This is a genomic window from Stenotrophomonas sp. 24(2023), from assembly GCF_030913365.1.
Lineage (GTDB): Bacteria > Pseudomonadota > Gammaproteobacteria > Xanthomonadales > Xanthomonadaceae > Stenotrophomonas.
On record NZ_CP133160.1, the window covers coordinates 1054375 to 1081374 of the forward strand.

Consider the following 27000-nt stretch of genomic DNA (forward strand, 5'->3'; position numbering starts at 1 on the left):
TCAGTCACGTTTGCATTGCGGACACCCCCTACAGGCAGTCCACCAGACCGTCGTAGACCGTCTGCCGGGTCCCCGGCAGCGGCACGTCCAGCGCCTCCCCGGGCGGCGCCGCTTCCAGCGCCTGCAGCAGCGCCTCCAGTGTCGTGCCCGCGGCCAGCGGCAGCGCACAGGCATAGTGGCGTACATCCACCGTGATGCGGCCGCTGCGCCGCTCCACCCCGGCATTGCTGCCGGTGAAGGTCCAGAGGCAGCCGGCCAGCACACCGGTAACGGCCTGCACCGAACAGCGCAGGCGCAACGGCCGCAGGTTGTAGTACTCGCCTTCGCAAAAGGTATCGCCACAGACGTTGTCGAAACCGCGGACCAGCGCGCGCTCGACCGCCCGGAAGCGCTCCCAGCCGGCAGCCTGCGACGGATACAGCCGCGCGTCCACATAGGCAGGCGCGGCCTGCGTGGCCGGCAGGGCCAGCACCAGGCAGGCCATCAGTACGCGGGCGGAAGGACGGACCATCAGCCAGCCCTCCGGACATTGCCCTGGCCCTGCAGGCACGCGGCCAGGCCGGTGAACAGCCCCACGCCCGACCCGGGCAGGGGTTCGAGCATGCCATCAGGCTGCGCCAGTGCGGCATGGAAACGCTCCACCCGCACCCCCGGGCCCAGTTCCACCGGGCACACCCAGCGCGGGGTGTCCGGCTGCAGGTGGCCCGTGACAGGATCGACATGCACCTCGCTGGCCACCACCACCCAGGCGCAGCGGCGCACCGTGCCCCGCCCGCTGTCCACCGCGCAGCGGAACTGCATGACCTGCAGGTTGCTGTACTCGCCTTCGCAGAGGGTGTCGGCGCAGTACGCATCGAAACCGCGCATCAGGGCCGCTTCCAGTGCGTAGAAGCGGTCCCAGTTGGCCTCGCCGGACGGAAAATCGACCAGGTCGACATGATGGGCCAGTGCGGTGGCCGGCGGCATGCCCAGCACCACCAGCGCTGCGGCGACACGGCGCACGACACGGGCACCGCAGCGCCGGAAAGGGAAGAAAGACGGCATGGAAACGCTCCGGGAGACCAGCCCGCAGCGTGCCCGTCCCCGCAGCGAGGGCCCATCAGCCGACGCCCTGCCGCTCCATCAGCCGGTGCCGCAAACGCGCGTAGGCCATCACCGGCCTGCACGATGGCCGCCGAAGGCATAAAATGGGGGGTCAATTCGCCCCCCTTCTCTACCCCCCGGAGCACACCATGGGTCTGGAACTCGTCTCCCCCGGCAAGAACCCGCCGGAAGAAATCAACGTCATCATCGAGATCCCGAAGGACTCGGAGCCGGTGAAGTACGAAGTGGACAAGGAAACCGGCGCGATCTTCGTCGACCGCATCCTGTCCACCCCGATGCGCTACCCGTGCAACTACGGCTACGTGCCCAGCACCCTGTGCGGCGATGGCGACCCGGCCGACGTGCTGGTCGTGCTGCCGCTGCCGCTGGTGCCGGGCTCGGTGGTGCGCTGCCGCCCGGTGGGCGTGCTGAAGATGAGCGATGAAGCGGGCAGCGATGAAAAGATCCTCGCCGTGCCGGTCGCCAAGATCTTCAGCGGCTATGCCCACGTGGAAGACATCGAGCAGGTGTCCAGCCACTGGCTGGAGCGCATCGGCCACTTCTTCGAGCACTACAAGGACCTGGAAAAGGGCAAGTGGGTCAAGCTCGACGGCTGGGGCGGCGCTGCCGAAGCCAAGGCCATCCTGACCGAAGCGCACCAGCGTTTCCTCGACGGCAAGGCCTGAGACAGGCCTGAACGGCACCGCCACCGGAATACCCCCGGGGGCGATGCAGTTCACGTTTCGTTGACACGGCCCGTCACTGGACGGGCCGTTTTAGGTAAATTGCGTCACTTCACAAGGATCGCGATGTCGCCATCACGATCAGACAGGGGACCGTGTCGTGCGTATTCTGCTTGTTGGGGATGCAGCCAGCCTGCCGGCCGAGCTGATTGAATTCATTGCCGCACTTGGGGAAGAGTGGCAACCGCTCACCGCCGCCGATGGCCACACCGCGATGAACGCGGTCGCCGCGCATGGCGTGGATGCGGTGATCGTGTGCCCGTACCTGCCCGATCTCAATGCCACCACGTTGCTGGGGCAGATCCGCACGCTGCGCCCGGAAACCATCCGCATCGCCCTGATCGATGCCCAGCAGGGCTCGCGGCCCCCACCGGCGCGCCTGATCGGCGTGGCCCACCGCTTCCTGCCGTTGCCACTGGCCCCGGAAGTGCTGCTGGAAGCACTGACCAGCCTGGAAGAACTGCGCGAGCTGCTCGACAGCCCGCGGCTGCGTGATGCGATCGGCCGCATCGAGAAACTGCCCTCGCCCCCGCACCTGTACCTGAGCCTGACCCAGGCGCTGGAACATGATGACGATACCGACAGCGCCGATGTGGCACGGCTGGTCGCTGCCGATCCGGCCATCGCCGCCAAGGTGCTGCAGCTGTCCAATTCGGCCTTCTTCAGCCAGGGCCGCACCATTTCCGACCTGCGTACCGCGGTGACCCGGCTGGGGCTGTCCACGCTGCGTGACCTGGTGCTGGCCAGCGAAGTCTTCTCCGCGCCCACGCTGTCGGCGGCCGAACGCAACTCGCTGCAGCAGCGCGCCTTGCTTGCCTCGCGACTGGCCGCCAAGCTGCTGCCCGAATCCAGCGCCGAGCTGGGAGCGACGGCCGCCCTGCTGGCCGATATCGGGCTGCTGCTGCCCGGCGTGCGCAATGAACGCAGCGAACCGGCACTGGCCGGCGACCTGCGCCCGGGCCACGCCGAGGCCGGCGCCTACCTGCTGGGCCTGTGGGGCCTGCCGATGGCGATCATCGAAGCGGTGGCCTTCCACCTGCACCCCCAGCGTGCCGCCACGCGCAGCTTCTGGGTCACCGGTGCCGTGCACGTCGCCCTGGCCCTGGTCAACGGCGATCCGGTGGACGAGGAGTACCTGCAGCGTGCCGGCGTGCTCAACCGCCTGCCGCAATGGCGCGAGCATGCCAACGCCCTGATGGGCCTGGTCGACGGCGAAAACTGACCTGCCGGGCCGCTGCGGCGGCACCGGCCCCTGCTGTCCCTTGCGATCCCCGCCGGGCCGCGCCCAGGCGGCACGGCCGTGCCTGCTGCGCGCCTGGCGCGCCGGTGCGGAGCGACACCGCCCCCCTTGCCCTTTTCACCGGCAGCGCCCCGGAAAGAAGAAGGGCGGGCCTTGCGGCCCGCCCTCCTGGTACTGCTGCGCCTGGATGGATCAGAAGCGCTGGGTGTACTTCATGTAGTAGAAGCGACCGATATCGAAGCCACCGTAGTACGAGAAGCTCGAGTTCGGCTCGCTGTACATCGTCGGGCCCTGGTGATCGAACACGTTGTTCGCGCCAGCCGAGATGGTGGCGTTCCACGGGGTGTTGTAACGCACCTGCAGGTCGTGGAAGGTGTTCGAACCGGTGTGGCGCACCGGGATGGCCTGCGTGTAGCTGGAGAAGAAGCCCGGATCATCGCACTCCGGACCACCGTTGCGATCGTACGCGCACTCTTCCTTCAGGCCGGAGTAGTAACGCACGCCCCAGTTCACGCCGAAGTTGCCCAGGCTCCAATCGACGTTCAGGTTCGAACGCACGCGGAAGTTGCCGCCCCAGTCGCCCGTGCCCCAGCCGGTGTGCTGTTCGACGGCCGTCTGCACTTCGTTGTCACGCTTGAACGCCAGGTAGTCGACGTAGGTCGTCTTCCAGTCGATGATGAAGCTGCCGAAGGAGAATTCCGGCAGGCGGTAACGGACGCCCAGGTCGTAACCTGCGGTTTCCTGGTAGCCGCCGTTGATCAGCGTACGGGTCACATCGGTAACCTGGCCACCCTCTTCCGGATCACGCACGATGCGCGCGCAGGCATTCGGGTTGTTCAGGATGTAGCACTGGTTGAGGATCGAGGTCACCGACTCGGCGGCGATCACGTTGTTGATGCGGATCTTCCACCAGTCCAGGCTGATGTCCAGGCCCTGCACGAAGTTCGGGCTGTACACCAGGCCCGCCGTCCAGGTCTTGGAGGTTTCCGGCTGCAGGTTCGGGTTGGAACCGGACAGGTAGGCGTAGTTCGACTGCGACCCGGGGCCGCTGGCATCGACGCCACCGGACGCCTGCTGGCGGAAGCCGGCCGGCACGACCGCCGAGCAGCGGGCTGCCACGGCCGGGTTGCTGACCGCCGCGCCGAAGGACGTATCACACGGATCGGTGTACTTGTCGAAGGTCTGCGAGGTGCCACCGTACAGGTCGGCCACGGTCGGCGCACGGAAGCCCGTGGCGTAGGTGGCGCGGACCAGCAGGTCGTCGATCGGCTTCCACTTCAGGCCGAACTTGCTGTTGAAGGTGCTGCCGAAGGTGTTGTAGTCCGAGTAACGGCCGGCCATGTCCACCGACAGTTCCTTGGCGAACGGCAGGTCCGCCAGGATCGGCACGTTCAGTTCCAGGAAGAACTCGTTGAGCTTGTAGCCACCGGCGGTGGAGGCACCGGCCAGGTCGGTGCTCAGGCCCGACTGCAGCAGGGCATCCGGGTTGTACTCGGCCTGCTCTTCGCGGTGCTCGTAACCGGCAGCCACCGACAGGTCACCGGCCGGCAGGGTGAACAGCGAGCCACTGATGTTGGCGCTGTAGACCTTGGAGGTGGTCAGCGAGGTGTCGTGGGTCGGCAGGAACAGGTACTTCTGCAGGTCCGGGTTGCTCAGCGAGCCCGGGCCGCCCTGGCCGTAGCCCAGCAGCGGGTTCCACGGCACGCAGCCCTGGATGACCTTGCCCGGCGTACCGCAGTAGGCGACGCCGTTCTGGATGAAGGACGGACCGACCGCGTTCTGCACATTCGGGATGAACAGGTTGCCGGTACCGGTCTTCACACCCTTGTTGCGGTTGTAGACGTAGCCGACATCCCAGTCCCAGAACTTGTCAGCGAACTGGAACGAACCTTCCAGGCCGGCGCTGAAGCGCAGGGTGTTCAGTTCGGACTTGGTCTGGCGCGGCATTTCCCAGGTGCGACGCATGAAGTTCACGTCCTGGTCCAGCGGGTTGAACGCGCTGTCCTTGGACATCGGGGTGCCGAAGGCCGAGGAACGGTACGGGTAACCGGCGATCTGCTGCAGCGCTTCACGCTCGGTGTACAGAACGTTGGCGGTACCACGGATGTTGTCGGTGAAGTCGAACTGGCCGTTGGCAAACACCGAACGGCGCTTGATGCCCGTCTGCAGGAACATCTGCTGCGACGGGTTGGACAGGTCGGCATCACCCAGCGCGTGGTAGTTGGCGATGTTGGTCGGATCGGCACCCGGGTTCAGGACGAAGTTGCCGTTGTTGACCAGCACGCCCTTTTCGGTGATCGCCGACCAGCCGTTGGCGTTGCCGTTGACCGGCACCGGGTGGTTCGGGCCCTTCGGCGAAGCGCTGAAATCGCGGTCCTTGGCATAGACCGGCTTTTCATCGCTGTATTCGGCACCCAGGGTCAGCGAGCCACGGTCGCTGGTCATGCCGTAGACGAAGTTGTAGGTTTCCTTGTCACCATCGCCCTGGCCGTACTGGCCGCGGTAGACGCTGGCTTCCAGGCCGTCGAAGTTCTTGCGGGTGATGATGTTGACCACGCCGGCAATGGCATCGGAGCCGTAGATGGCCGATGCGCCGTCGGTCAGCACTTCCACGCGCTCGACGATCGAGGTCGGGATCGATGCCAGGTCGGTGTAGCCGCCGGAGCTGACGCCCATGCGCTTGCCGTCCAGCAGCACCAGGGTGCGCTGCGGGCCGAGGTTGCGCAGGTCGACATACTGGCCGCCCACCTCTTCACCGGACGACAGGGCATCGGCGCGGCTGATCGCCGGCGAGCCGGTGGCGGCAAGGTTCTGCACGATATCGGCAACGCTGGTGAAGCCCTGCTTTTCGATATCGGACCGCTGCAGCGCGATGACCGGCTGCGCGGTTTCCATGCTCGCCTGGCGGATGCGCGAACCGGTGACCGAGATGCGGTCCAGGTTGGTGGTGCCGCTGGTGCCGGCGGTGGCGTCCTGTGCCGAGGCGAAGCTCGGGCTCAGCGCCAGCGCGATGCCGGCGGGCAGCAGGCCCAGCCGCACGGCGGGGGTGCGAAAGTTCATCAATCTCTCCAAGTACGTTAGTGGCGTGTTAAAACGCCCCAAAACGTTACGATCGCGTTGCAACGATGTTTTTGCGCGACCCGCCCAGAGACTTTGCCGAATGTGGCGACAGCAGACCCACGCTTTCGCGGAACCGCGAGGCGGACTGACCATAGCGGGCGCGGAACGCACGGGCGAAGCTGCAGCAGTTGTCGAAACCGCTGGCGGCGGCTACCTCGCCCACCATCATGTCGGTGTCGCGCAGCAGGTCGGCCGCACGTTCCAGGCGCAGGCGCGCCGACAACGACTGGGGACTTTCCTCGTACAGGCTCTGGAACGTCTTGGAGAGGTACCAGCTGGAGAAGTTGGTCAGCTCGGCCAGTTCACCGATGCGCACCACCCGGTGGCTGTTGCCTTCCAGGTACAGGCGCGCACGCTGCATGCGGCCGAACACCTGGCGCTTGCGGCTGCGCGAACGGCCCGGGCAGCGCTGCACGTTGTCGGCCAGGCCCAGCTGCAACGAGGCCAGGTGCAGCAGCAGCGGGCGCAGGGCCTGGGCCGGCAGGCCGCTGGCCAGTGCATCGCGCCACAGGCGCAGGCCGATGCGCGATTCGGCACGCCCCATCCGCCCCCGGCCGGCATACAGGCCGCAGTCGGCCATCTCGGTCAGGGCACGCAGCGCTTCAGCGTTCAGGTTCAGGCCGATGCACAGCCCGTTGCGGCCCGCCTGGACCAGCGGCCGCGATTCCTTCTCGAACGCGATCCATTCGCCCCGGCGCAGGCGGAAGCGCCCCTCCTTGGCCTCGACCCAAGCGCTGCCGCGCAACTGCATCCAGACCGTGAAGCAGGTACCGGAGGTCTGCAGGCTGCCCAGCCGGGCCACCCCCATGCAGACCGGGGCGGTGTCATCGATTGCCTTGTCGAGGGACAGGGTTTGGCCGCGATCGGCCAGCGAGAGTTGACGCATGACTCACCAGGGATTTGCCAGGAACAGGCCCCTGTTTTGCCAAGTCGGGCGGTTCGGCGCAGGAAAGTCCGCCGAGATTGATCCGAATTCGATGCGAGATCGGCACGAAAAAGTTACGAAGACCCTTTTCCCTTCCAGATCAATGCGTTGGGAATGGCCAAAAACGGGACCTGGGGCATTTCCGGCAAGCGCATCACCCCGATGTCCGCCCCATCGGTGACTGCCAGGGCCAGGAACAGGTCATTTCCGTCAGCGCTGGCGCTGAAACCGTTGCTCGCACTCAACCGCCCCGCGTCCAGACAACGCGACAGCGGCGCCTGGTCTTCCTGCAGGCGGACCAGTTCGGTGCTGCAATCCCGGCTGCTGGCCAGGTAATCGATGCCGCCACTGCGGGCCACCGTCCAGGTCCGGTAGCGCCAGCGGGTGGGCTGGTCGGTGCTGATCTGGCGCACGCTGGCCGCATCCAGGCCCGGGTCGACCGACCACAGACCACTGGCCGCCAGGCGGGTAAACAGGATCCGTCCATGCTGGGCGTCGAAGCGGGCCTGCGAAACGCCTTCCAGGCTGGCGAGCCGGCGCCACGGCGTGCTGCTGCGATCGAACAGGCTCAGGCGGATCCGCTGTTCAGCATCGCGCTCGATGACCAGCAGGTGCCCGGGCTGGTCGGTATACAGGGCCTGCAAGGGCTGCACGACCGGGATCGGCAGCGCCTGGAGATGATCGTCGCGGGGGGCGATCTCGTAGACGGTGGCCTTGCCATGGTCATCCCGCCCGACCACCAGCAGCTGACGGCTGTCCGGTGACCAGTCCGGGGCCTGCCGGGTTTCCGGCCGCAGCCCTTCCACCGGGCGCAGCGAATCGGGCCGCTTCAGGTCGGCCCACCACAGCGCGAACGTGCCGGAACGGTCCGACGTGAATACCAGGTGCTGGCCATCGGGCGACAGCGTCGGTTGGCCATCACGGCCGTTGGACGGGAACAGGCGCGTGGCCGCGCTGCCCTGCAGGGACATGCGGAACACCCCGAACTGGGCGCGCCGGTGGACGAAGGCCAGCATGTCCCCCCGCCGGGAGACGGCCGGCCACTGCGCGTCATCCAGCCCGACGTCGCGCAGGGTGCGTTTGTCGCCATCCAGGTAGTACAGGCGGACCTCGCTGTCCACGCGACGGCCGAACACGATGTGCCGGCTGTCCGACAGCCAGGCCCAGCCGCGGATCTCGGCGGCATCCTCCGTCAGGCGCTCGGGAACCCCGCCATTGGCCGGCATGCGCCACAGGTCACCCAGCTGGGGGTTGCGGACGAAGGCCAGCCAGCGGCCATCCGGCGAGAACCGGGGCGCATAGTCGTAATCGTCGTCGCTGACCGGGTACTCCAACGCCCGCCACTGCCCGCTGGCAAGGTCCAGCACCCGGATGCCCTTGTGCGCGAACCGGCCCACCATGCTGCCGAACACCAGCCCGCGACCGTCCGGTGTCCAGTCGAAACTCAGCAGTTCGGTCCCGTCACAGCGGGTCGCCTGGCGCACGTCACCGCCGGTGGCGCTGGCAATCAACACCTGGCAGCTGCCGTCCTCCCCGAACCGGGCAAAGGCGATTTCACGCCCGTCCGGCGACCAGCTCGGGAAACGGTCACTGGCCCCGGCCGGCGGTGCGACGAGCAGGCGTGCCGGGGTGTTCCCCGAGGTCTGTACCTTGATCGCACTGCCGCTGCCTTCGCCGTCACTGGCCGCCTCATAGGCAACCTGGGAACCGTCGGGGGACAGCGTCGGGTAGGTTTCAAAGCCGGCGCTTGCGGTAATCAGCCGGTACGGGCGCTCCGGGCTGCCGATCACCCGCGTTCCGTCTTCCACCGCCGCTTCCAGTGCGGTCGGCGGTGGCTCGCGCGTGGCCAGCAGGTAGGTGAGCAGCAGCACGGCCACCACCAGGCAGGCGCCGGCGCCCCAGAACAGGGCCTGCCGCAGCCGCCGGTAACGCCGCGGAACATCGCCGGCCGGTAACGGGAATGCCGGCAGCGCAGGATCCGTTGCCTCACCGGGAAGCGGAAGGGGCGGCGCATCGGCCTCCAGGGCGTGTTCCGGATCGAGCAGCGTCACCGGAACCAGCAGCCGGTAACCACTCTTGGCGATGGTCTCGATGTAGGCGGTGCCGTTGTCCTCACCGATGGCGAACGCCTTGCGCAGCTGCGTCACCGCCTGGGTCAGCACGTCGTTGGTGGGCAGCGTGTCCGGCCAGACCTCGGCGAACAGCTCTTCACGGGTGACCACCCGCCCCGGCTGGCGCATGAGAAGGCGCAGCACGCCCAGCGCCTTGGGAGTCAAGCGGCGCAGACGACGCGTACCGGGCACCTGTACTTCACGCGAAGACAGGCTGACACGGCACTGGCCGACCAGGATCATGTCGGCTTCCGGGGCTGGATAATCGCTGCTGTTCATCCTCTGCTATGCGGCCAAGACAGTTTCAAACCCGAGGACATTCATGGCGCCCCCATCCTTGGGTACAGCAAAAAGCCAGACTCGGCACACGGCATCGGCGCAAAGCGCAAAAAAAAAGATGCGCGCGAATATTAGCCTAAGCCGGTTACTCCGCACTATCGCGAAGTGAACAACAGGCTCTCTCTCGCCGACGCATTCAGATAAAAAGCTTCACCATTCGCGCCCCTGCGGGCGCGAAATTTTTAAGTGGCGTTCATTTTCATGAGCGCTTGAGCATGGTCAATCCGACCAGCCGCGACACCACCAAAGCTACGTACATCACGCCGGAAAACTGCTCCAGCATGACCAGTGCGCGAGCCTGTGGATGCAGGGGCACCACATCGCTCAATCCCACGCCGGACAGCAAGCTGAAGCTGAGATAAAGCAGTTCCATCCAGCTGCGCAGATCGCCCTCGCCGGTGCCGGCGAAACTGCCCGGATACCACTGCTGGCACACCGAGAATGCAAACGCGAACGCCCACGCAAGCAGCGTGAAGGTGGCGCCCACAGCGAACAGTTCGTCGCGGGTCACCTTATGGTCCTGCAGCATGTAGGCCGTCAGTGCGCCGGCCGTATAGAAATACAGCAGGCTCTCGAGCAGTTGCGCGGTGGTGGCCAGGGCCGGCTTGTCCAGCCAGACCCCGGCCAGGGAAAACACCACGGCCGGAATGGCCAGCAGCAGGGCCAGCCAGGTCCCGAGCGGGCTGCGCTGCACGACCCACAAGGCAAGCCCCAGTACCGCCATGCCGAAGGCGCCGACCAGTGCCCGCCCCCCCGCGGTTTCATCCAGGGCGGGATACAGCAGCACGGCCAGCAGCTGGATGCCTAGCAACCAGGCCGACGGATGCCGGCGGGCGATGGCCAGCCAGCGGGTGGTCATGGCAACGGGCATGGCGTCCTTTCCCCGGGGAGCGATGCGGCGAGAATAGCGGGTCGCGCCGGACCATGCCCGGCGCGCACCGTCCGGCCCCGCTCCGCCCCGCCGGCTCATTCCTGCCGGTAGACCTGCGCCCCGGCCGCGCGGAACTCCTCGGCCTTTTCCTGCATGCCCGATTCGGCGTAATCGCGCACATCCTGGGTGATCTTCATCGAGCAGAAATGCGGGCCGCACATCGAGCAGAAGTGCGCCAGTTTGTGCGCATCCTTGGGCAGCGTCTCGTCGTGGAACTCCTTGGCTTTTTCCGGGTCCAGGCCGAGGTGGAACTGGTCTTCCCAGCGGAACTCGAACCGTGCCTTGCTCAGCGCGTTGTCACGCACCTGCGCCCCCGGGTGGCCCTTGGCCAGGTCGGCCGCATGCGCGGCGATGCGGTAGGCCATGATGCCGTCGCGCACGTCCTGGCGGTTGGGAAGGCCGAGATGCTCCTTCGGCGTGACATAGCAGAGCATCGCCGTGCCGTACCAGCCGATCATCGCCGCACCGATGGCACTGGTGATGTGGTCATAGCCGGGCGCGATGTCGGTGGTCAGCGGCCCCAGCGTGTAGAACGGTGCCTCGCCGCACTCGCGCAGCTGCTTGTCCATGTTTTCCTTGATCAGCTGCATCGGCACGTGGCCGGGGCCTTCGATCATGGTCTGCACGTCGTGCTTCCAGGCGATCTTCGTCAGTTCACCCAGCGTCTCCAGTTCGCCGAACTGTGCCGCGTCGTTGGCATCGGCAATGCAGCCCGGGCGCAGGCCATCGCCCAGCGAGAAGGTCACGTCGTAGGCCTTCATGATCTCGCAGATCTCTTCGAAATGCGTGTACAGGAAGTTTTCCCTGTGATGGGCCAGGCACCACTTGGCCAGGATCGAGCCACCGCGCGAAACGATGCCGGTCACCCGCTTGGCGGTCAGCGGCACATAGCGCAGCAGCACGCCGGCATGGATGGTGAAGTAGTCCACGCCCTGCTCGGCCTGCTCGATGAGCGTGTCGCGGAAGATCTCCCAGGTCAGTTCCTCGGCACGCCCATCGACCTTTTCCAGGGCCTGGTAGATCGGCACGGTGCCGATGGCCACCGGCGAATTGCGGATGATCCATTCGCGCGTTTCATGGATGTGCTTGCCGGTGGACAGGTCCATCACCGTGTCGCCGCCCCAGCGGATGGCCCACACCAGCTTTTCCACTTCCTCGGCGATGCCCGAGGACACCGCGCTGTTGCCGATGTTGGCGTTGATCTTGGTGAGGAAGTTGCGGCCGATGATCATCGGCTCGCTTTCCGGATGGTTGATGTTGTTGGGCAGCACGGCGCGGCCACGTGCGATTTCATCGCGCACGAATTCGGGCGTGATGATCTTCGGGATGGCCGCACCGAAGGACTGCCCGGGGTGCTGTGCCAGCAGGCCCGCATCGGCGATGGCCTCCAGCCGCTGGTTTTCGCGGATGGCAACGAATTCCATTTCCGGGGTGATGATGCCGCGCCGTGCGTAGTGCATCTGGGTGACGTTGGCGCCGGCACGGGCGCGGCGCGGCTGCACGCGCGCCGGGAAGCGCACCGCGTCCAGCTTCGGGTCGTGCTCGCGCGTACGGCCGAAGGCTGAACTCAGGCCGGCCAGTGCTTCGGTGTCACCGCGTTCTTCGACCCATGGGCGGCGCAATGCCGGCAGGCCGGCGGACAGGTCGATGCGCGCGTCCGGATCGGTGTAGGGACCGGAGGTGTCATACACCGTGACCGGCGCGTTCTCCTCGCCGCCGAACAGCGTCGGCGTGCGGGACAGCACGATTTCACGCATCGGCACCTGCAGGTCCGGGCGCGAGCCGGGCACGTGGATCTTGCGCGAACCGGGAATGGGCCGGGTCACCGATTCGGAGAGTTGCTGGGCCTGTTGCTGCAGGGCGGAGAGCTGTGCGTTCATCGGGCATCGTCCAGGAAGGTCAGGGACGAAGCGGCGGCGCACTGCCGGCGCGCGCGGACGGTGCCAGGACGGTTCCTGGGCGGTGTCCACGCACGGCCTGCACTGCAAAGCTTCCCTACGCCGGTATGAACCGGATCAGGTTCCAAGGGACTGTCTCAACCGTGGCCACTGGCCCGGTACCCCCGCTTCTTGGCGGGCATTAGAGCATAGATGCGGCAGCTGGGTCAGGCCTTCCCGCGCGGGAAAAGACGGTGCGCATTAACAGAACCATGACGTCGCATTCAGTAACGTGCCCGCGCCCGGTGTCATTGCGACCGGTGTCTTCTCCGCCGCCACTGCGGCCCCTGCCCGGTTCGTGCTGCATGCCGCCGGCCCCTCGATGCAAGCTCTCTGGCTCGCTCCCCTCAATCCCTTGATCGGAGACGCTCCTTCATGGTGTTCCGTATTTCCATCGCGTTGGTGGCCCTGCTGGTGCTGATCGCCGGCGTCGCACCCGGCCCGTTCAACGACATCGTCCAGGCCGCTCTGGCCCACGTCATCCGTGGTGCCGGCTGGATGTACCTGCTGGTGGTGTTCCTCACCCTCACCTTCCTGCTGTACCTGGCCTTCGGCCGCTTCGGCAACCTGCGCATCGGCGGCGAAGACGCCGAGCCGGATTTCTCGCGCGCCAGCTGGCTGTCGATGCTGTTCGCCGCCGGCATGGGCATCGGCCTGGTGTTCTGGGGCGCGGCCGAGCCGATCTCGCACTTCCTCAAGCCACCGGAAGGCCTGCCGCCGGAGAGCATGGATGCTGCGCGCGCCTCGATGCGCTACGCGTTCTTCCACTGGGGCCTGCACCCGTGGGCGATCTACGCGCTGATCGGGCTGGCGATGGCCTGGTTCCAGTACAACCGCAACGGCCGTGGGCTGGTCAGCGACATGCTGCAGCCGGTGATCGGCCGCCACCATCGGGGTGTTTTCGGGCAGGCGGTCAACATCGCCGCCGTGGTGGCCACCGCCATCGGTGTTGCGACCACGCTGGGTTTCGGCACCATCCAGATCGCTGCCGGCCTGCACCGCGTGTTCGGCATTCCGGCCAGCCTGCCGGTGCAGATGACCATCATCGCGGTGGCCTTCGTGCTGTACATGCTGTCCACCAGCAGCGGCGTGGAGCGCGGCATCAAGTGGCTGTCCAACTTCAACCTGGCGCTGGCGGCGCTGCTGGCCGCGGCGGTGCTGGTACTGGGCCCGACCGGCTTCATCTTCGATACCTTCACCACCACGCTGGGCTCCTACCTGAACCAGCTGGTGACGATGAGCCTGCGCATGTCGCCGTTCTCCGGCAGCACGTGGGTGGCGGACTGGACCATCTTCTATTGGGCCTGGTGGATCGCCTGGGCACCGTTCGTGGGCGCGTTCATCGCGCGCGTCTCACGTGGCCGCAGCGTGCGCGAGTTCGTGGTCGGCGTGGTGCTGGCACCGACCCTGCTCGGCTTCCTGTGGTTCTCGGTGTTCGGTGGCACCGCCCTGTGGTCGCAGCTGTTCGGCCATGTGGACCTGCTGCAGGCCCTGGGCAATGGCTATGAAACGGTGCTGTTCACCCTGTTCAACAGCCTGCCCGGTTCGCTGGTGCTGTCGGCCATCGCACTGGTGCTGCTGATGATCTTCTTCGTGACCTCGGCCGACTCGGCGGTACTGGTACTGGCCAGCATGTCCACCGACGAGGCCGGCGATCCGCCGATGTCGCGCAAGCTGACCTGGGGCGTGGCCGTGGCATTGATCGCGGCGGTGCTGCTGATGGCCGGTGGCCTGGAGGCGCTGCAGGGCGTGATCACCATTGCCGCCTTGCCGTTTGCGCTGCTGATGGTGCTGGTGATCGTGTCGCTGTACCGGGTGCTGGATTTCGAATACGCCCGCGAGCGGCGACGCGCGCAGCGGGCGCGGCACATGATCGAAGCGTGGATCGAGCGCGAGCAGGCCGCACAGGCCGACACCCGTGCCGAAGCCGCGCGGGCGCAGGAACGCGATTGAGGCTGACGACCGTCTTCCTGTAGATCCACGCCACGTGTGGATGCCCCTCGACCGGGACCGGATGATTCGGCCGTCGGACACAGCGCATCCACGCATGGCGTGGATCTACAACAGGCGGTCGCAACTACTCGCCCCGCCCCGTTTCCAGCGAGCGGTAGATCCCCACCGCGCGTGGATGCCCCTCGACCGGGACCGGATGATTCGGCCGTCGGACACAGCGCATCCACGCATGGCGTGGATCTACAACAGGCGGCAGCAACTCTTCGCCTCGCCCCGTTTCCAGCGAACGGTAGATCCACGCCACGCGTGGATGCCCCTCGATCGGGACCGGATGATTCGGCCGTCGGACGCAGCGCATCCACGCATGGCGTGGATCTACAACAGGCGGCAGCAACTCTTCGCCTCGCCCCGTTGCCAGCGAACGGTAGATCCACGCCACGCGTGGATGCCACTCGATCGGGACCGGATGATTCGGCCGTTGGACACAGCGCATCCACGCATGGCGTGGATCTACAACAGGCGGTCGCGACTCGTCGCCCTACTTCCGCAACGGGTCGATCCTCGCTCAGTACCCCGCCGCCTGCCCATCCTTGCGGCTTTCCGAGGCGCCGTAATACACGCCGGTCTCGGGGTCACGCAGGATCGCCTGGTAGCCACCATAGGGGCCATCGGCAAATACCACCCGGTGCCCCTTGCGCATCAGCGCACGCACGGTTTCGTACGGGAAGCCGGTTTCCAGGTTCACTTCCCCGCCGTCGGTCATCGCCGTGGCCTGCCCGGTCGGTTCGGTCGAGCCTTCATGCTGGATGCGCGGCGCATCGCCGGCTTCCTGCAGGTTCATGCCGAAGTCCACCAGGTTCATCACGATCTGCGCATGGCCCTGCGGCTGCATCGCCCCCCCCATCACGCCGAAACTGGCATACGGCTTGCCGCCCTTGGTGATGAAGGCCGGGATGATGGTCTGGAACGGGCGCTTGCCCGGCGCATAGCCGTTGGGGTGATCCTTCTGCAGCACGAACATCTCGCCCCGGTCCTGCAGGATGAAGCCCAGTCCCGGCGGCGCCATGCCGCTGCCCATGCCCCGGTAGTTGGACTGGATCAACGACACCATCATGCCGTCAGCGTCGGCCACGGTCATGTAGATGGTGTCACCTTCCTCCAGCTGCTTCGGCGTGCCCGGCTGCACCGCCTTGAGGGCCTTGTCCATCGAGATCAGCGCGCGGCGCTGGGCGGCGTATTCCTTGGAAATCAGTTTCTGCACCGGCGCCGGCTGGAAGGCCATGTCGGCGTAGAAGCGTGCGCGGTCGGCGAAGGCCAGCTTCTTCGCTTCAACGAACAGGTGGATGTGCTCGGGGGAGCCGAACGGAATCTTCGAGAAATCGTAGCCTTCCAGCACGTTGAGGATCTGCAGCGCGGCGATGCCCTGGCTGTTCGGCGGCAGCTCCCACACGTCATAGCCACGGTAGTTGCTGCTGACCGGCTCAACCCATTCGCCGTGGTGGTCGGCCATGTCCTGGTAGCTCAGGTAACCACCATTGGCCTTGAAGTAATCGCCGATGGTGCGGGCGATCTCGCCCTTGTAGAACGCATCGCGGCCGCCGTCGGCGATTTTCTGCAGGGTGCTGGCCAGGTTCGGGTTCTTCCACATCTCGCCCTTGCGCGGGGCGTGGCCATTGATCGTGAACTGCTCCTTGAAGCCGGGGTACTGCGACAGGCGCGGCACCGAACGGTCCCAGTAGTAGGCGATCACTTCGGCTACCGGATGCCCGTCGCGGGCATAGCGGATGGCCGGGGCCAGGTTGTCAGCCATCGGCTTGCGGCCGAAGCGCTCGTGCAGCGCGAACCAGCCATCCACCGCGCCGGGCACGGACACCGGCAGCGGCCCGGTGGCCGGGATCTCCTTCAGCCCCCGGCGCTGGAACTCGGCCAGGGTCAGCGACGTCGGCGAGCGGCCCGAGCCGTTGTAGCCGTACAGCTTCTGCGTCTTCGGGTCCCACACGATGGCGAACAGGTCGCCACCGATGCCGTTGCCGGTGGGCTCCATCAGGCCCAGGGCCGCATTGGCGGCGATCGCCGCATCCACCGCCGAGCCACCGGCCTTCATCACCTCCAGGGCGACCTGGGTGGCCAGCGGCTGGGAGGTCGCGGCCATGGCATGCGGGGCAATCACCTCAGAGCGGGTGGCGAAGGGCTGGCCGGTGATGCGGTCGGCCGCCAGGGACAGGGTGGGGACGGCGGCCAGTACGGCGGCGGCCAGCAGGCTGCGGGCAAGGCGTCGGGACACGGTCGGGTTCCGATGGAAGGGTGGTCCCTCGATCTTCGCTGCTGCCGGCACCGGGGGTAACCGGCAGAGGTCATGGCCCCGGCCAATGCCACCACAGATGCTCCGCAATCCGCGCAAAAAACGCTGCGAAAAGAGTGAATTGCGGTTCACCGAAACACTTTCAGCGGCAACCATCCTTGTGCCGCAAGCGATTGCGCCGGATGCAAGCGAAACCATGGAAAATTCCTCGACGAGGGTTGACACCACCGAAATGGCTGTGTTTCTCTCGATCACATGTTGCATCACAACACACCACCGCGAACCCACATCGAAGCCGCCGACACCGGCGCCGCATCGCTGCGTTCGATTCTTGTGCTCGTACTTATTACCCAACCAACAGGTGCGGGACGAGCCAGCGTGTAAGCAACAGACACACCGGAACTCATCAGAAACCCGCACCCGCCCCGGTGCGGGTTTTTTCATTTCAGGACCTGGTTACAGACGCAACCACCATGAACACCGCCCACCGCAAAACCCGGACCTGCACCACCGCGACGCCTCGTGGTGGCTGTGCCCGTGCGCTGCATGGCGCCGTTTTCCCCACTTACCCCTGACCGGCCGGACCGTCTGCACGACGCCCGGCCGGTTCTTTTTTCCCACTCTCGCAAGGAACCTCCCCCATGAGCACCAACGACCTGCCCCAGACCAAGATCGCTGTCATCGGCTACGGCAGCCAGGGCCGCGCGCACGCGCTGAACCTGCGCGAATCCGGCTTCGATGTGGTGGTCGGCCTGCGCCCGGGTGGTCCCACCGAGGTCAAGGCACAGGCCGACGGCTTCACCGTGAAGGCACCGGCCGAGGCCGTGAAGGACGCCGACCTGGTCGCCGTGCTGACCCCGGACATGGTGCAGAAGAAGCTGTACGAGGACGTGCTGGCGCCGAACATGAAGCAGGGCGCGGTACTGCTGTTCGCCCATGGCCTGAACGTGCACTTCGACATGATCGTGCCGCGCGAGGACCTGGACGTGGTGCTGGTCGCGCCGAAGGGCCCGGGCGCGCTGGTGCGCCGCGAATACGAAATCGGTCGTGGCGTGCCGTGCATCTGGGCGGTGTACCAGGACAAGAGCGGCAAGGCCGCCGACTACGCGCTGGCCTATGCCGGTGGCCTGGGCGGCGCGCGCGCCAACCTGATCCAGACCACCTTCAAGGAAGAAACCGAAACCGACCTGTTCGGTGAGCAGGCCGTGCTGTGCGGCGGTGCCTCGGCGCTGGTGCAGGCGGGTTTCGAAACGCTGGTGGAAGCCGGTTACCAGCCGGAAATCGCGTACTACGAAGTGCTGCACGAACTGAAGCTGATCGTGGACCTGTTCTACGAAGGTGGCATCTCGCGCATGCTCGAATTCATCTCCGAAACCGCGCAGTACGGTGACTACGTGAGCGGGCCGCGGGTGATCGATGCGGGCACCAAGGAGCGCATGAAGGCGGTGCTGAAGGACATCCAGGACGGCACCTTCACCAAGAACTGGGTGGCCGAGTACGAAGCCGGCCTGCCGAACTACACCCGGTTCAAGCAGGCCGATCTGGAACACCCGATCGAGAAGGTAGGCAAGGAACTGCGCGCCAAGATGGTCTGGTTGCAAGGACAGGCCGCGTAACCACGCGGCCCCCCTCTCCCCCGCTTCGCAAGGTTCCCCATGAACAACCCCGCACAACGCAGCGCGCCACCGCCCAACGGCGCGCGCTGGCTGACCCAGGCCCTGCAGGCCGAAGGCGTGCAGACCCTGTTCGGCTATCCCGGCGGCACCATCATGCCGTTCTACGACGCACTGGTGGACTCGTCGCTCAAGCACATCCTGGTGCGCCACGAGCAGGGTGCAGCACTGGCCGCCAACGGCTATGCCCGGGCCAGTGGCCGCGTCGGCGTGTGCGTGGCCACCTCCGGCCCGGGCGCGTCCAACCTGGTCACCGGCATCGCCGATGCGATGCTCGATTCGGTGCCGATGGTGTGCATCACCGGCCAGGTGGGCACGCCGCTGCTGGGCACCGATGCCTTCCAGGAACTGGATGTGTTCGGCCTGACGATGCCCATCGTCAAGCACAGCTGGCTGGTGCGCAGCGTTGACGACCTGCCGCAGGTGCTGGCCGATGCGTTCCGCGTCGCCCGCGAGGGCCGTCCGGGCCCGGTGCTGATCGACCTGCCCAAGGATGTGCAGCTGGCCGATGCCCGGCATCTGCCGGCGCATGTGCCGACCCATGTGGAACCGCCACCGGCACCGGCCGAAGCGGCGCTGGCCGAAGCGATCGCGGCGATTGCCGCGGCCGAGAAGCCGGTGGTCTACGCCGGCGGCGGCATCGCCCTGGGCGATGCCGTGCAGGACCTGCGTGCCTTCGTCGAAGCCAGCGCCATCCCCACCGTGATGACGCTGCGCGGCCTGGGCGCGCTGCCGGCCAGTCACCCGCAGTCACTGGGCATGCTGGGCATGCACGGCACCCGCGCGGCCAACATGGCCGTGCAGGACTGCGACCTGCTGCTGGTGCTGGGCGCGCGCTTCGATGACCGTGCCACCGGCAAGCTGGCCGAATTCGCCCCGTTCGCACGCGTGGTCCACATCGATGCCGATGCCTACGAGATCTCCAAGCTGCGCACCGCCGACGTGGCGGTGCCGGGCAATGTCGGCCATGCCATCCGCGCCCTGCGTGACGCCTTCCCCTCCCCCAAGGCCCACCAGGACGCCTGGCGCAAGCGCTGCGCGCAGCACCGTGACCGCTTCGCCGCCCGCTACGACGCACCCGGCACGCACATCTATGCACCGGCCCTGCTGAAGCGCCTGAGCGAGATCGCCCCCAGCGATGCCGTCATTGCCTGCGACGTCGGCCAGCACCAGATGTGGGTGGCCCAGCACTGCCGCTTCAACCACCCGCGCAACCACCTGACCAGCGGCGCACTGGGCACGATGGGCTTCGGCCTGCCGGCGGCGATGGGCGCGCAGTTCGCCTGCCCCGAACGCACCGTGGTGCTGGTGTCCGGCGATGGCAGCTTCATGATGAACGTGCAGGAGCTGGCCACCATCGCCCGCTGCCGCCTGCCGGTGAAGATCGTGCTGCTGGACAACAGTTCGCTGGGCATGGTGCGGCAGTGGCAGGAGCTGTTCTTCGCCGAGCGCTACAGCGAGATCGACCTGTCCGACAACCCGGATTTCGTCGCCCTGGCCAAGGTGTTCGGCATCGCCGCCACCCGCATCGATGCCCGCGACGATGTCGAGGGCGGGCTGGCCGCACTGCTGGCCGAACCCGGCCCGGCCCTGCTGCACGTGGCCATCGATGCCCGCGCCAACGTGTGGCCGCTGGTGCCGCCCAACACCGCCAACAGCACGATGCTGGAAGCCAACCCCGCCTATGCCCGACAGGAGTCCGTCAATGCACTACCGGCTTGACCTGGTGCTGAAGCCCGCCGAAGGCGCACTGCTGCGCGTGATCGGCATGGCCGAACGCCGTGGCTTCGCCCCGCGCGCGATCACCGGTGCGCCGGTGGCCGCCGATGATGGCCGCTGGCACCTGCAGCTGGTGGTCGATGGCCAGCGCCCGCCGGAGACGCTGTGCCGGCAGATTGAAAAGATCTACGACTGCATTTCGGTACGGATCACCCCCGTCGAAAGCAGCGCCGTGGAAGGAGTACCGTCATGAATGCTCGCACCGTATCGCCTGCGGTGCCGGTACGGAGGCGTCTTCTTCGCCGCCCGTGGCCACACCCGCAGGTCGCCTGCCCGCTTCCGGTGGCCCATGCCGGGCGCTAGCACCAGCACGGAAAGCGATGTCGGCGACGTAACCGTCGCCGACGTCCTGGCTGCGCAGGCCCGCCTGCGCCGCTTCCTGCCGCCCACCCCGCTGCACCATGCAGAGCGCTTCGGCACCTGGCTGAAGCTGGAGAACCTGCAGCGCACCGGTTCCTACAAAGTGCGCGGCGCATTGAATGCCCTGCTGGCCGGCCGCGAGCGCGGCGATGCCCGCCCGGTCATCTGCGCTTCGGCGGGCAACCATGCCCAGGGCGTGGCCTGGGCCGCCTACCGCCTGGGCGTACCGGCCATCACCGTGATGCCGCATGGCGCACCGGCCACCAAGATCGCCGGTGTCGCCCACTGGGGCGCCGCCGTCCGCCAGCACGGCAACAGCTACGACGAGGCCTATGCCTTCGCGGTCGAGCTGGCCCAGCGCCACGGCTACCGCTTCCTGTCCGCCTTCGACGATGCCGATGTGATTGCCGGCCAGGGCACGGTCGGCATCGAGCTGGCCGCGCATGCCCCGGACGTGGTGATCGTGCCGATCGGTGGCGGCGGCCTGGCCTCCGGCGTCGCGCTGGCCCTGAAATCGCAGGGCGTGCGCATTGTCGGCGCCCAGGTCGAGGGCGTTGATTCGATGGCCCGCGCGATCCGCGGCGACGTGCGCGAGATCGCGCCGGTACCCTCGCTGGCCGATGGCGTGCGGGTCAAGGTACCCGGCCACCTGACCCGCCGGCTGTGCGCTTCGCTGCTCGATGACGTGGTCATCGTGCGCGAGGCCGAGCTGCGCGAAACCCTGGTCCGCCTGGCGCTGGAAGAACACGTCATCGCCGAAGGTGCCGGTGCGCTGGCGCTGGCCGCGGGCCGCCGCGTCGCCGGCCGCCGCAAGTGCGCGGTGGTATCCGGCGGCAACATCGATGCCGGCGTCCTGGCCGGCCTGCTGACCGACATCCGCCCGCGCGCGCCGCGCAAGCCGCGCCGTCGCCGCCCCGATACCCCACGGCCGGCCCGCGCGGCCGCCCCTGTTTCCCGGCCACCGGCCACCCCTTCATCCCCCGCTTCCCACCTGCACGCCGTCACGCCCGCTGTCGAGGAGATCTCCCTGTGACCACCATTGAACGAATTACCACCCCGCGCATCCGCATCTTCGATACCACCCTGCGTGACGGCGAACAGTCCCCCGGCTGCAGCATGAGCCCGCCGCAGAAGCTGGTGATGGCGCGTGCGCTGGACGAACTGGGCGTGGACATCATCGAGACCGGCTTCCCGGCCAGCTCGCAGTCCGACCGTGAAGCGATGGCGATGATCGGCCGCGAACTGCGCCGCCCCACCCTCGCGGTCCTGTCGCGCTGCCTGCAGGCGGACATCGAAACCTCCGCCCGTGCCCTGGAAGCGGCGGCCAACCCGCGCCTGCATGTGTTCCTGTCGACCAGCCCGCTGCACCGCGAGCACAAGCTGCGCATGACCCGCGAGCAGGTGCTGGATTCGGTCCGCAAGCATGTCGCGCTGGCCCGTTCGTATATCGACGATGTGGAATTCTCGGCCGAGGATGCCACCCGTACCGAACTGGATTACCTGGTCGAAGTCGCGCGCGTGGCCATCGCCGCCGGTGCGACCACCATCAACCTGCCCGACACCGTGGGCTTCACCACGCCGGAGGAAATCCGCGCGATGTTCCAGCAGGTCATCGCCGGTGTTGCCGACGTACCGGGGGCGGCCAACGTGATCTTCAGCGCCCACTGCCACAACGACCTGGGCCTGGCCGTGGCCAACTCGCTGGCCGCCATCGAAGGCGGTGCGCGCCAGGTCGAATGCACCATCAACGGCATCGGCGAGCGCGCCGGCAACTGCTCGCTGGAGGAGATCACCATGGCGCTGAAGGTGCGCCAGGCCTTCTACGAGCAGGACACGGCGATCAATACCCCGCGCATCGTCGCCACCTCGCAGCTGCTGCAGCGCCTGGTCGGCATGCCGGTACAGCGCAACAAGGCCATCGTCGGCGCCAATGCCTTCGCCCATGAATCGGGCATCCACCAGCACGGCATGCTGCGCCATCGCGGCACCTACGAAATCATGCGCCCGGAAGATGTGGGCTGGGAAGATTCGCAGATGGTGCTGGGCCGCCACAGTGGCCGTGCCGCCGTCGAATCGCGCCTGCGCGCGCTGGGCTTCTGGCTGGAGGAAGACGAGCTGAAGCTGGTGTTCGAGCAGTTCAAGAACCTGTGCGAGCAGCAGCGCGTGGTCACCGATGCCGACCTGCAGACGCTGATGCAGGGCGGCGCCAACGCGCAGGGCTACCGCCTGGCCTCGATGACCATCAGCGACGTCGGCAGCCGTGCCAATGCTCTGGTCGAACTGTCCGACCCCGATGGCAACCGCGTGGCCGAAACCGCACAGGGCGACGGCCCGGTGGATGCGCTGTTCGGCGCGCTGTCAGCCGCTACCGGCGTGCAGTTGATGCTGGACAGCTACCACGTGCACAGCGTCGGCATCGGTGCCGATGCCCGCGGCGAAGCCAACCTGAGCGTGCGCCACGAAGGCGTGGAGTACGACGGCACCGGCACCAGCCGCGACATCATCGAGGCCTCCGCACTGGCCTGGCTGGACGTGGCCAACCGCCTGCTGCGCCAGCGCCAGGCCAACGCCAGCAGCACCGCGCAGGCCCCCACCCCCGCCACTGCCTGAGGACTTCTGCCATGAGCGCGTTCGACACCCCCGCTGCGGCCAGCGCTGCCGGCCAGCACTGGAATGCCCAGGACTATGCGATCGATGCCGGCTTCGTGCCGCTGCTCGGCGGCGCGGTGGCGCGCCTGTTGGACCCGCGTGCAGGCGAACGCATCCTCGACCTGGGCTGTGGCGATGGCGTGCTCACCACCGAACTGGCCCTCAGTGGTGCCCGCATCACCGGCGTGGATGCCTCGCCGGAACTGGTCATCGCCGCCCGCGCACGTGGTGTCGATGCCCAGGTGATGGACGGCCACGCACTGGCGTTTGACGGCCAGTTCGACGCGGTGTTCAGCAACGCCGCTCTGCACTGGATGGGCAACCCCGACCGCGTGCTGGAAGGCGTGCGTCGGGCGCTGCGCCCGGGCGGGCGTTTCGTCGCCGAGTTCGGTGGCCATGGCAACGTGGCGTCGATCGTTGCCGCCGTGCAGGCCGCACGCGTGGCCCATGGCCATGGCACCAGCACCTTCCAGTGGTATTTCCCCACCGCCGAGGCCTATGCCGACCGGCTGCGCCAGCATGGCTTCCAGGTGCAGCTGATCGAAACCCTGCCGCGCCCGACCCCGCTGCCGACCGGTGTGGCCGGCTGGCTGCGCGTGTTCGCCGCCCCGCTGCTGGACGACCTGCCGGCCGAGATCCGTGCGACCGTCCGCAGCGCCGCGACAACCCTGCTCGACGACCTGCCGCGCAACGCGCAGGGCCAGGCCCTGGCCGACTATGTGCGGCTGCGCGTGCTCGCCCGGCGCCGTTGAGCTTTATCGTATCTCTCCCGATGTCTGTTACTTCGTACTTCTGCCAGGCAAACGCATGACTTCCGCACCCCGCACCCTGTACGACAAGCTGTGGGACGCCCACGTGGTCGTCCCTGAATCCGACAGCGCCCCCGCCGTGCTGTACATCGATCTGCACCTGATCCATGAGGTCACCTCGCCGCAGGCCTTCACCGAACTGCGCGAACGCGGCCTGGCCCCGCGCCGGCCCGACCGCACCAAGGCGACGATGGACCATTCCACGCCGACCCTGCCGGCCCGCGCCGATGGCACCCTGCCCTACGCCAGCGCCGCCTCCGAGGCACAGGTGGCCCTGCTGGCGCGCAACTGCGCCGAGTACGGCATCGAGCTGTTCGACATGGCCTCGGACAACCGCGGCATCGTCCATGTCATCGCCCCGGAACAGGGCTTCACCCAGCCGGGCATGACCATCGTCTGCGGCGACAGCCACACCTCCACCCACGGTGCGTTCGGTTCGCTGGCCTTCGGCATCGGCACCAGCGAAGTCGGCCACGTGCTGGCCACGCAGTGCCTGCTGCAGCGCAAGGCAAAGACGCTGTCGATCACCGTCGATGGCGAACTGGCCCCCGGCGTGGGCGCCAAGGACGTCGTGCTGCACATCATCGGCGTGATCGGCGTGAACGGTGGTACCGGCCACGTGATCGAATACCGTGGCAGCACCATCGAAGCGATGGACATGGAACAGCGCATGACCCTGTGCAACATGTCCATCGAAGCCGGCGCACGTGCCGGCATGGTGGCCCCGGACCAGGTGACCTTCGACTGGGTGGCCGCCACCCCACGCGGCCCCAAGGGCGCCGACTTCGACGCCGCCGTGGCCCGCTGGTCGCAGCTGCGCAGCGATGACGGCGCACGCTTCGACGTGGAGGTGCGCATCGATGCGGCCGACATCCGCCCGACCCTGACCTGGGGCACCCACCCGGGTACCGCCATCGCCGTGGACGCGCCGATTCCCGCCGCCAACGATGCCGCCGCGCAGAAGGGCCTGGACTACATGCACTTCCAGGCCGGCAAGGCACTGGCCGGTACGCCGGTGGACGTGGTGTTCGTCGGGTCGTGCACCAACGGCCGCCTGAGCGACATGCGCGAAGTGGCACAGGTGCTGCGCGGCCGCCGCATCGCCGATGGCGTGCGCATGCTGGTCGTGCCGGGTTCGGAGATCGTCAAGCGCCAGGCCGAGGCCGAAGGCATCCACGAGATCGTGCGTGCCGCCGGTGCCGAATGGCGCGAGCCGGGCTGCTCGATGTGCATCGCCATGAACGGCGATCTGGTCGCCCCCGGCCAGCTGGCGGTCAGCACCAGCAACCGCAACTTCGAGGGCCGCCAGGGCCCCGGTTCGCGCACCCTGCTGGCCTCGCCGATGAGCGCGGCCTGGGCCGCGGTGAAAGGCCAGGTGGCCGACACCCGCGAACTGTTCGCACAGGAGGTCGCGTAATGGCCGGTTTCCGTACCCTGACCTCGGCCAGCGTGGTGCTGCGCCAGACCAACATCGACACCGACCAGATCATTCCGGCACGGTTCCTGTCCACCACCGAACGTGCCGGCCTGGGCCGCAACGCCTTCAATGACTGGCGCTGGCAGGCCGACGGTTCGCCGGTGGCCGATTTTGCCTTCAACCAGCCGCACAACGCTGGCCGTCGCATCCTGCTGGCCGGGCGCAACTTCGGCTGCGGCTCCTCGCGCGAGCATGCACCCTGGGCACTGACCGACCTGGGCCTGCGCGCCATCGTGTCCAGCGAGATCGCCGACATCTTCCGTGGCAATTCGCTGAAGAACGGCCTGCTGCCGATCGTGCTGGACGAGGCCGACGTGCAGGTGCTGATGCAGCGCCCCGATGATGAACTGACCATCGACGTGGCCACCCGCGAACTGCGCACGCCCGATGGCCGTGTCTACACTTTCCCGCTGGACGGCTTCTCGCAGACCTGCCTGCTGGAAGGCGTCGACCAGCTGGGCTACCTGCTGGGCCGCACCCCTGACATCGAACGTTACGAGAGTGAGCATGCACGCTGAAATTGTTGTCCTGCCCGGTGATGGCATCGGCCCGGAAGTCGCCGCTGCCGCCGTGGCCGTCCTGAAGGCCATCGCCACCCGCTTCAACCACACCTTCACCTTCAGCGAGCACGACATCGGTGGCATTGCCATCGACCGCCACGGCGAACCGCTGCCGGCCGCTACCCTGGCCGCCTGCCAGGCCGCCAACGCGGTACTGCTGGGCGCCGTCGGCGGCCCGAAGTGGTCCGACCCCAATGCCAAGGTGCGCCCCGAGCAGGGCCTGCTGGCCATCCGCAAGGCACTGGGCCTGTACGCCAACCTGCGCCCGGTGCGCACGCATGAGGCCGCGCTGGGCGCCTCGCCGATCAAGGCCGAACTGCTGCGCGGCGTGGATTTCGTGGTGGTGCGCGAACTGACCGGTGGCATCTACTTCGGCGACAAGACCCGCGATGCCGACAGTGCCAGCGACCTGTGCCGCTACACCGTGGCCGAGATCGAGCGCGTGCTGCGCAGCGCCTTCCGCCTGGCCCGGCAGCGCCGCGGCAAGGTCACTTCGGTGGACAAGGCCAACGTGCTGGAAACCTCGCGCCTGTGGCGTGACGTCGCCGCGCGCATCGGCCGCGAGGAGTTCCCGGACGTGGCGCTGGAGCACCAGCTGGTCGATTCGATGGCCATGCACCTGCTGGCCAAGCCGCGCGAGTACGACGTGATCGTCACCGAGAACATGTTCGGCGACATCCTGACCGACGAAGCCTCGATGCTGGCCGGCTCGCTGGGCCTGCTGCCGTCGGCCTCGCTGGGTGAAGCCGGTGCGGTGGGCATCTACGAGCCGATCCACGGTTCGGCACCGGACATTGCCGGCAAGGGCATCGCCAACCCGTACGCAACGATCTTCAGCGCGGCGATGCTGCTGCGCCACTCGCTGGGCCTGGAGGCGGAAGCCGCCGCAGTGGAAGCCGCCGTGTATGCGGTGCTGGATGACGGCGTGTTCACCGCCGACCTGGCCGCGAAGGGCCACGCCGTCAGCACCGCGGCCGCCACCGACGCCGTGCTGGCCAAGCTGGGCTGA

Annotated in this window: 20 protein-coding genes and 1 riboswitch; of the genes, 12 read left to right on the forward strand and 8 right to left on the reverse strand. The window is 67.4% G+C overall.

Annotation, left to right across the window (positions count from 1 at the left end; translation table 11 throughout):
• Positions 1 to 28: 28 nt before the first annotated feature.
• Complete coding sequence (locus tag Q9R17_RS04695) at positions 29 to 511, reverse strand: hypothetical protein (protein ID WP_308157281.1); 483 nt, start codon at positions 509 to 511, stop codon at positions 29 to 31.
• Positions 511 to 1044 carry a hypothetical protein gene (locus Q9R17_RS04700; RefSeq protein ID WP_308157282.1) on the reverse strand — a complete coding sequence of 178 codons (534 nt, stop codon included), beginning with the start codon at positions 1042 to 1044 and terminating at the stop codon, positions 511 to 513. Before Q9R17_RS04700 ends, Q9R17_RS04695 begins: the two co-directional genes overlap by 1 nt.
• A 188-nt stretch (positions 1045 to 1232) precedes the next feature.
• Between Q9R17_RS04700 and ppa the strand changes: the two genes are divergently transcribed.
• Positions 1233 to 1769: an inorganic diphosphatase gene (ppa, locus tag Q9R17_RS04705; RefSeq protein ID WP_308157283.1), complete on the forward strand. Its 537-nt coding sequence runs from the start codon at positions 1233 to 1235 to the stop codon at positions 1767 to 1769.
• A 157-nt stretch (positions 1770 to 1926) separates the two neighbouring features.
• Positions 1927 to 3048, forward strand: a complete 1122-nt coding sequence (locus tag Q9R17_RS04710; protein WP_308157284.1) for an HDOD domain-containing protein — start codon at positions 1927 to 1929, stop codon at positions 3046 to 3048.
• Positions 3049 to 3258: 210 nt separating this feature from the next.
• Here Q9R17_RS04710 and Q9R17_RS04715 read toward each other — a convergent pair whose 3' ends face one another.
• The 5 genes from Q9R17_RS04715 to thiC form a co-directional block, all read right to left on the reverse strand.
• Positions 3259 to 6126 carry a TonB-dependent receptor gene (locus tag Q9R17_RS04715; protein WP_308157285.1) on the reverse strand — a complete coding sequence of 956 codons (2868 nt, stop codon included), beginning with the start codon at positions 6124 to 6126 and terminating at the stop codon, positions 3259 to 3261.
• A 46-nt stretch (positions 6127 to 6172) separates the two neighbouring features.
• The gene (locus Q9R17_RS04720; protein ID WP_308157286.1) at positions 6173 to 7072 is read right to left on the reverse strand and encodes a helix-turn-helix transcriptional regulator; all 900 of its coding nucleotides are present in this window, start codon (positions 7070 to 7072) and stop codon (positions 6173 to 6175) included.
• Positions 7073 to 7185: 113 nt separating this feature from the next.
• Entirely contained in the window at positions 7186 to 9501 is a 2316-nt protein-coding gene (locus Q9R17_RS04725) for a winged helix-turn-helix domain-containing protein (protein WP_308157287.1), read from the reverse strand.
• Between the two features lie 259 nt (positions 9502 to 9760).
• On the reverse strand, positions 9761 to 10432 hold the full coding sequence (locus tag Q9R17_RS04730; protein WP_308157288.1) for an ion channel: 672 nt from the start codon (positions 10430 to 10432) through the stop codon (positions 9761 to 9763).
• A gap of 95 nt (positions 10433 to 10527) precedes the next feature.
• The gene (gene thiC / locus Q9R17_RS04735) at positions 10528 to 12372 is read right to left on the reverse strand and encodes a phosphomethylpyrimidine synthase ThiC (RefSeq protein ID WP_308157289.1); all 1845 of its coding nucleotides are present in this window, start codon (positions 12370 to 12372) and stop codon (positions 10528 to 10530) included.
• 94 nt (positions 12373 to 12466) lie between these two features.
• Positions 12467 to 12566, reverse strand: a riboswitch (TPP riboswitch).
• Between the two features lie 238 nt (positions 12567 to 12804).
• On the opposite strand from thiC, the gene Q9R17_RS04740 reads away from it, so the two are divergent.
• Positions 12805 to 14382: a BCCT family transporter gene (locus tag Q9R17_RS04740; RefSeq protein WP_308157290.1), complete on the forward strand. Its 1578-nt coding sequence runs from the start codon at positions 12805 to 12807 to the stop codon at positions 14380 to 14382.
• Between the two features lie 565 nt (positions 14383 to 14947).
• Here the strand turns inward: Q9R17_RS04740 and ggt are convergent.
• A complete protein-coding gene (gene ggt / locus Q9R17_RS04745; RefSeq protein WP_308157291.1) occupies positions 14948 to 16666 on the reverse strand; it encodes a gamma-glutamyltransferase in 1719 nt (572 codons plus the stop codon).
• 659 nt (positions 16667 to 17325) lie between these two features.
• Here ggt and ilvC point away from each other — a divergent pair.
• The 9 genes from ilvC (at position 17326) to leuB (ending at position 27000) form a co-directional block, all read left to right on the forward strand.
• Positions 17326 to 18300: a ketol-acid reductoisomerase gene (ilvC, locus tag Q9R17_RS04750; protein WP_308157292.1), complete on the forward strand. Its 975-nt coding sequence runs from the start codon at positions 17326 to 17328 to the stop codon at positions 18298 to 18300.
• Between the two features lie 39 nt (positions 18301 to 18339).
• Positions 18340 to 20079, forward strand: coding sequence for an acetolactate synthase 2 catalytic subunit (gene ilvG / locus Q9R17_RS04755; RefSeq protein ID WP_308157293.1), 1740 nt, complete (start codon positions 18340 to 18342; stop codon positions 20077 to 20079).
• Positions 20063 to 20329: an ACT domain-containing protein gene (locus tag Q9R17_RS04760; RefSeq protein WP_308157294.1), complete on the forward strand. Its 267-nt coding sequence runs from the start codon at positions 20063 to 20065 to the stop codon at positions 20327 to 20329. Before ilvG ends, Q9R17_RS04760 begins: the two co-directional genes overlap by 17 nt.
• 96 nt (positions 20330 to 20425) lie before the next feature.
• Positions 20426 to 21529, forward strand: a complete 1104-nt coding sequence (locus tag Q9R17_RS04765; protein ID WP_308157295.1) for a threonine dehydratase — start codon at positions 20426 to 20428, stop codon at positions 21527 to 21529.
• The gene (locus Q9R17_RS04770) at positions 21526 to 23106 is read left to right on the forward strand and encodes a 2-isopropylmalate synthase (RefSeq protein WP_308157296.1); all 1581 of its coding nucleotides are present in this window, start codon (positions 21526 to 21528) and stop codon (positions 23104 to 23106) included. The genes Q9R17_RS04765 and Q9R17_RS04770 overlap by 4 nt, the downstream gene beginning before the upstream one ends.
• 11 nt (positions 23107 to 23117) lie before the next feature.
• Positions 23118 to 23897, forward strand: coding sequence for a class I SAM-dependent methyltransferase (locus tag Q9R17_RS04775; RefSeq protein WP_308157297.1), 780 nt, complete (start codon positions 23118 to 23120; stop codon positions 23895 to 23897).
• Positions 23898 to 23952: 55 nt separating this feature from the next.
• The gene (gene leuC, locus Q9R17_RS04780; RefSeq protein WP_308157298.1) at positions 23953 to 25371 is read left to right on the forward strand and encodes a 3-isopropylmalate dehydratase large subunit; all 1419 of its coding nucleotides are present in this window, start codon (positions 23953 to 23955) and stop codon (positions 25369 to 25371) included.
• Positions 25371 to 25949, forward strand: a complete 579-nt coding sequence (leuD, locus tag Q9R17_RS04785; RefSeq protein ID WP_308157299.1) for a 3-isopropylmalate dehydratase small subunit — start codon at positions 25371 to 25373, stop codon at positions 25947 to 25949. The genes leuC and leuD overlap by 1 nt, the downstream gene beginning before the upstream one ends.
• Positions 25939 to 27000, forward strand: coding sequence for a 3-isopropylmalate dehydrogenase (leuB, locus tag Q9R17_RS04790; RefSeq protein ID WP_308157300.1), 1062 nt, complete (start codon positions 25939 to 25941; stop codon positions 26998 to 27000). Before leuD ends, leuB begins: the two co-directional genes overlap by 11 nt.

Bases quoted from the DNA above. Each gene is read 5' to 3' on its own strand.
- Q9R17_RS04695 (WP_308157281.1), bottom strand. From the start codon at position 511: ATGGTCCGTCCTTCCGCCCGCGTACTGATGGCCTGCCTGGTGCTGGCC.
- Q9R17_RS04700 (WP_308157282.1), bottom strand. From the start codon at position 1,044: ATGCCGTCTTTCTTCCCTTTCCGGCGCTGCGGTGCCCGTGTCGTGCGC.
- ppa (WP_308157283.1), top strand. From the start codon at position 1,233: ATGGGTCTGGAACTCGTCTCCCCCGGCAAGAACCCGCCGGAAGAAATC.
- Q9R17_RS04715 (WP_308157285.1), bottom strand. From the start codon at position 6,126: ATGAACTTTCGCACCCCCGCCGTGCGGCTGGGCCTGCTGCCCGCCGGC.
- Q9R17_RS04720 (WP_308157286.1), bottom strand. From the start codon at position 7,072: ATGCGTCAACTCTCGCTGGCCGATCGCGGCCAAACCCTGTCCCTCGAC.
- Q9R17_RS04725 (WP_308157287.1), bottom strand. From the start codon at position 9,501: ATGAACAGCAGCGATTATCCAGCCCCGGAAGCCGACATGATCCTGGTC.
- Q9R17_RS04730 (WP_308157288.1), bottom strand. From the start codon at position 10,432: ATGCCCGTTGCCATGACCACCCGCTGGCTGGCCATCGCCCGCCGGCAT.
- thiC (WP_308157289.1), bottom strand. From the start codon at position 12,372: ATGAACGCACAGCTCTCCGCCCTGCAGCAACAGGCCCAGCAACTCTCC.
- Q9R17_RS04740 (WP_308157290.1), top strand. From the start codon at position 12,805: ATGGTGTTCCGTATTTCCATCGCGTTGGTGGCCCTGCTGGTGCTGATC.
- ilvC (WP_308157292.1), top strand. From the start codon at position 17,326: ATGAGCACCAACGACCTGCCCCAGACCAAGATCGCTGTCATCGGCTAC.
- ilvG (WP_308157293.1), top strand. From the start codon at position 18,340: ATGAACAACCCCGCACAACGCAGCGCGCCACCGCCCAACGGCGCGCGC.
- Q9R17_RS04760 (WP_308157294.1), top strand. From the start codon at position 20,063: ATGCACTACCGGCTTGACCTGGTGCTGAAGCCCGCCGAAGGCGCACTG.
- Q9R17_RS04765 (WP_308157295.1), top strand. From the start codon at position 20,426: ATGCCGGGCGCTAGCACCAGCACGGAAAGCGATGTCGGCGACGTAACC.
- Q9R17_RS04775 (WP_308157297.1), top strand. From the start codon at position 23,118: ATGAGCGCGTTCGACACCCCCGCTGCGGCCAGCGCTGCCGGCCAGCAC.
- leuC (WP_308157298.1), top strand. From the start codon at position 23,953: ATGACTTCCGCACCCCGCACCCTGTACGACAAGCTGTGGGACGCCCAC.
- leuD (WP_308157299.1), top strand. From the start codon at position 25,371: ATGGCCGGTTTCCGTACCCTGACCTCGGCCAGCGTGGTGCTGCGCCAG.
- leuB (WP_308157300.1), top strand. From the start codon at position 25,939: ATGCACGCTGAAATTGTTGTCCTGCCCGGTGATGGCATCGGCCCGGAA.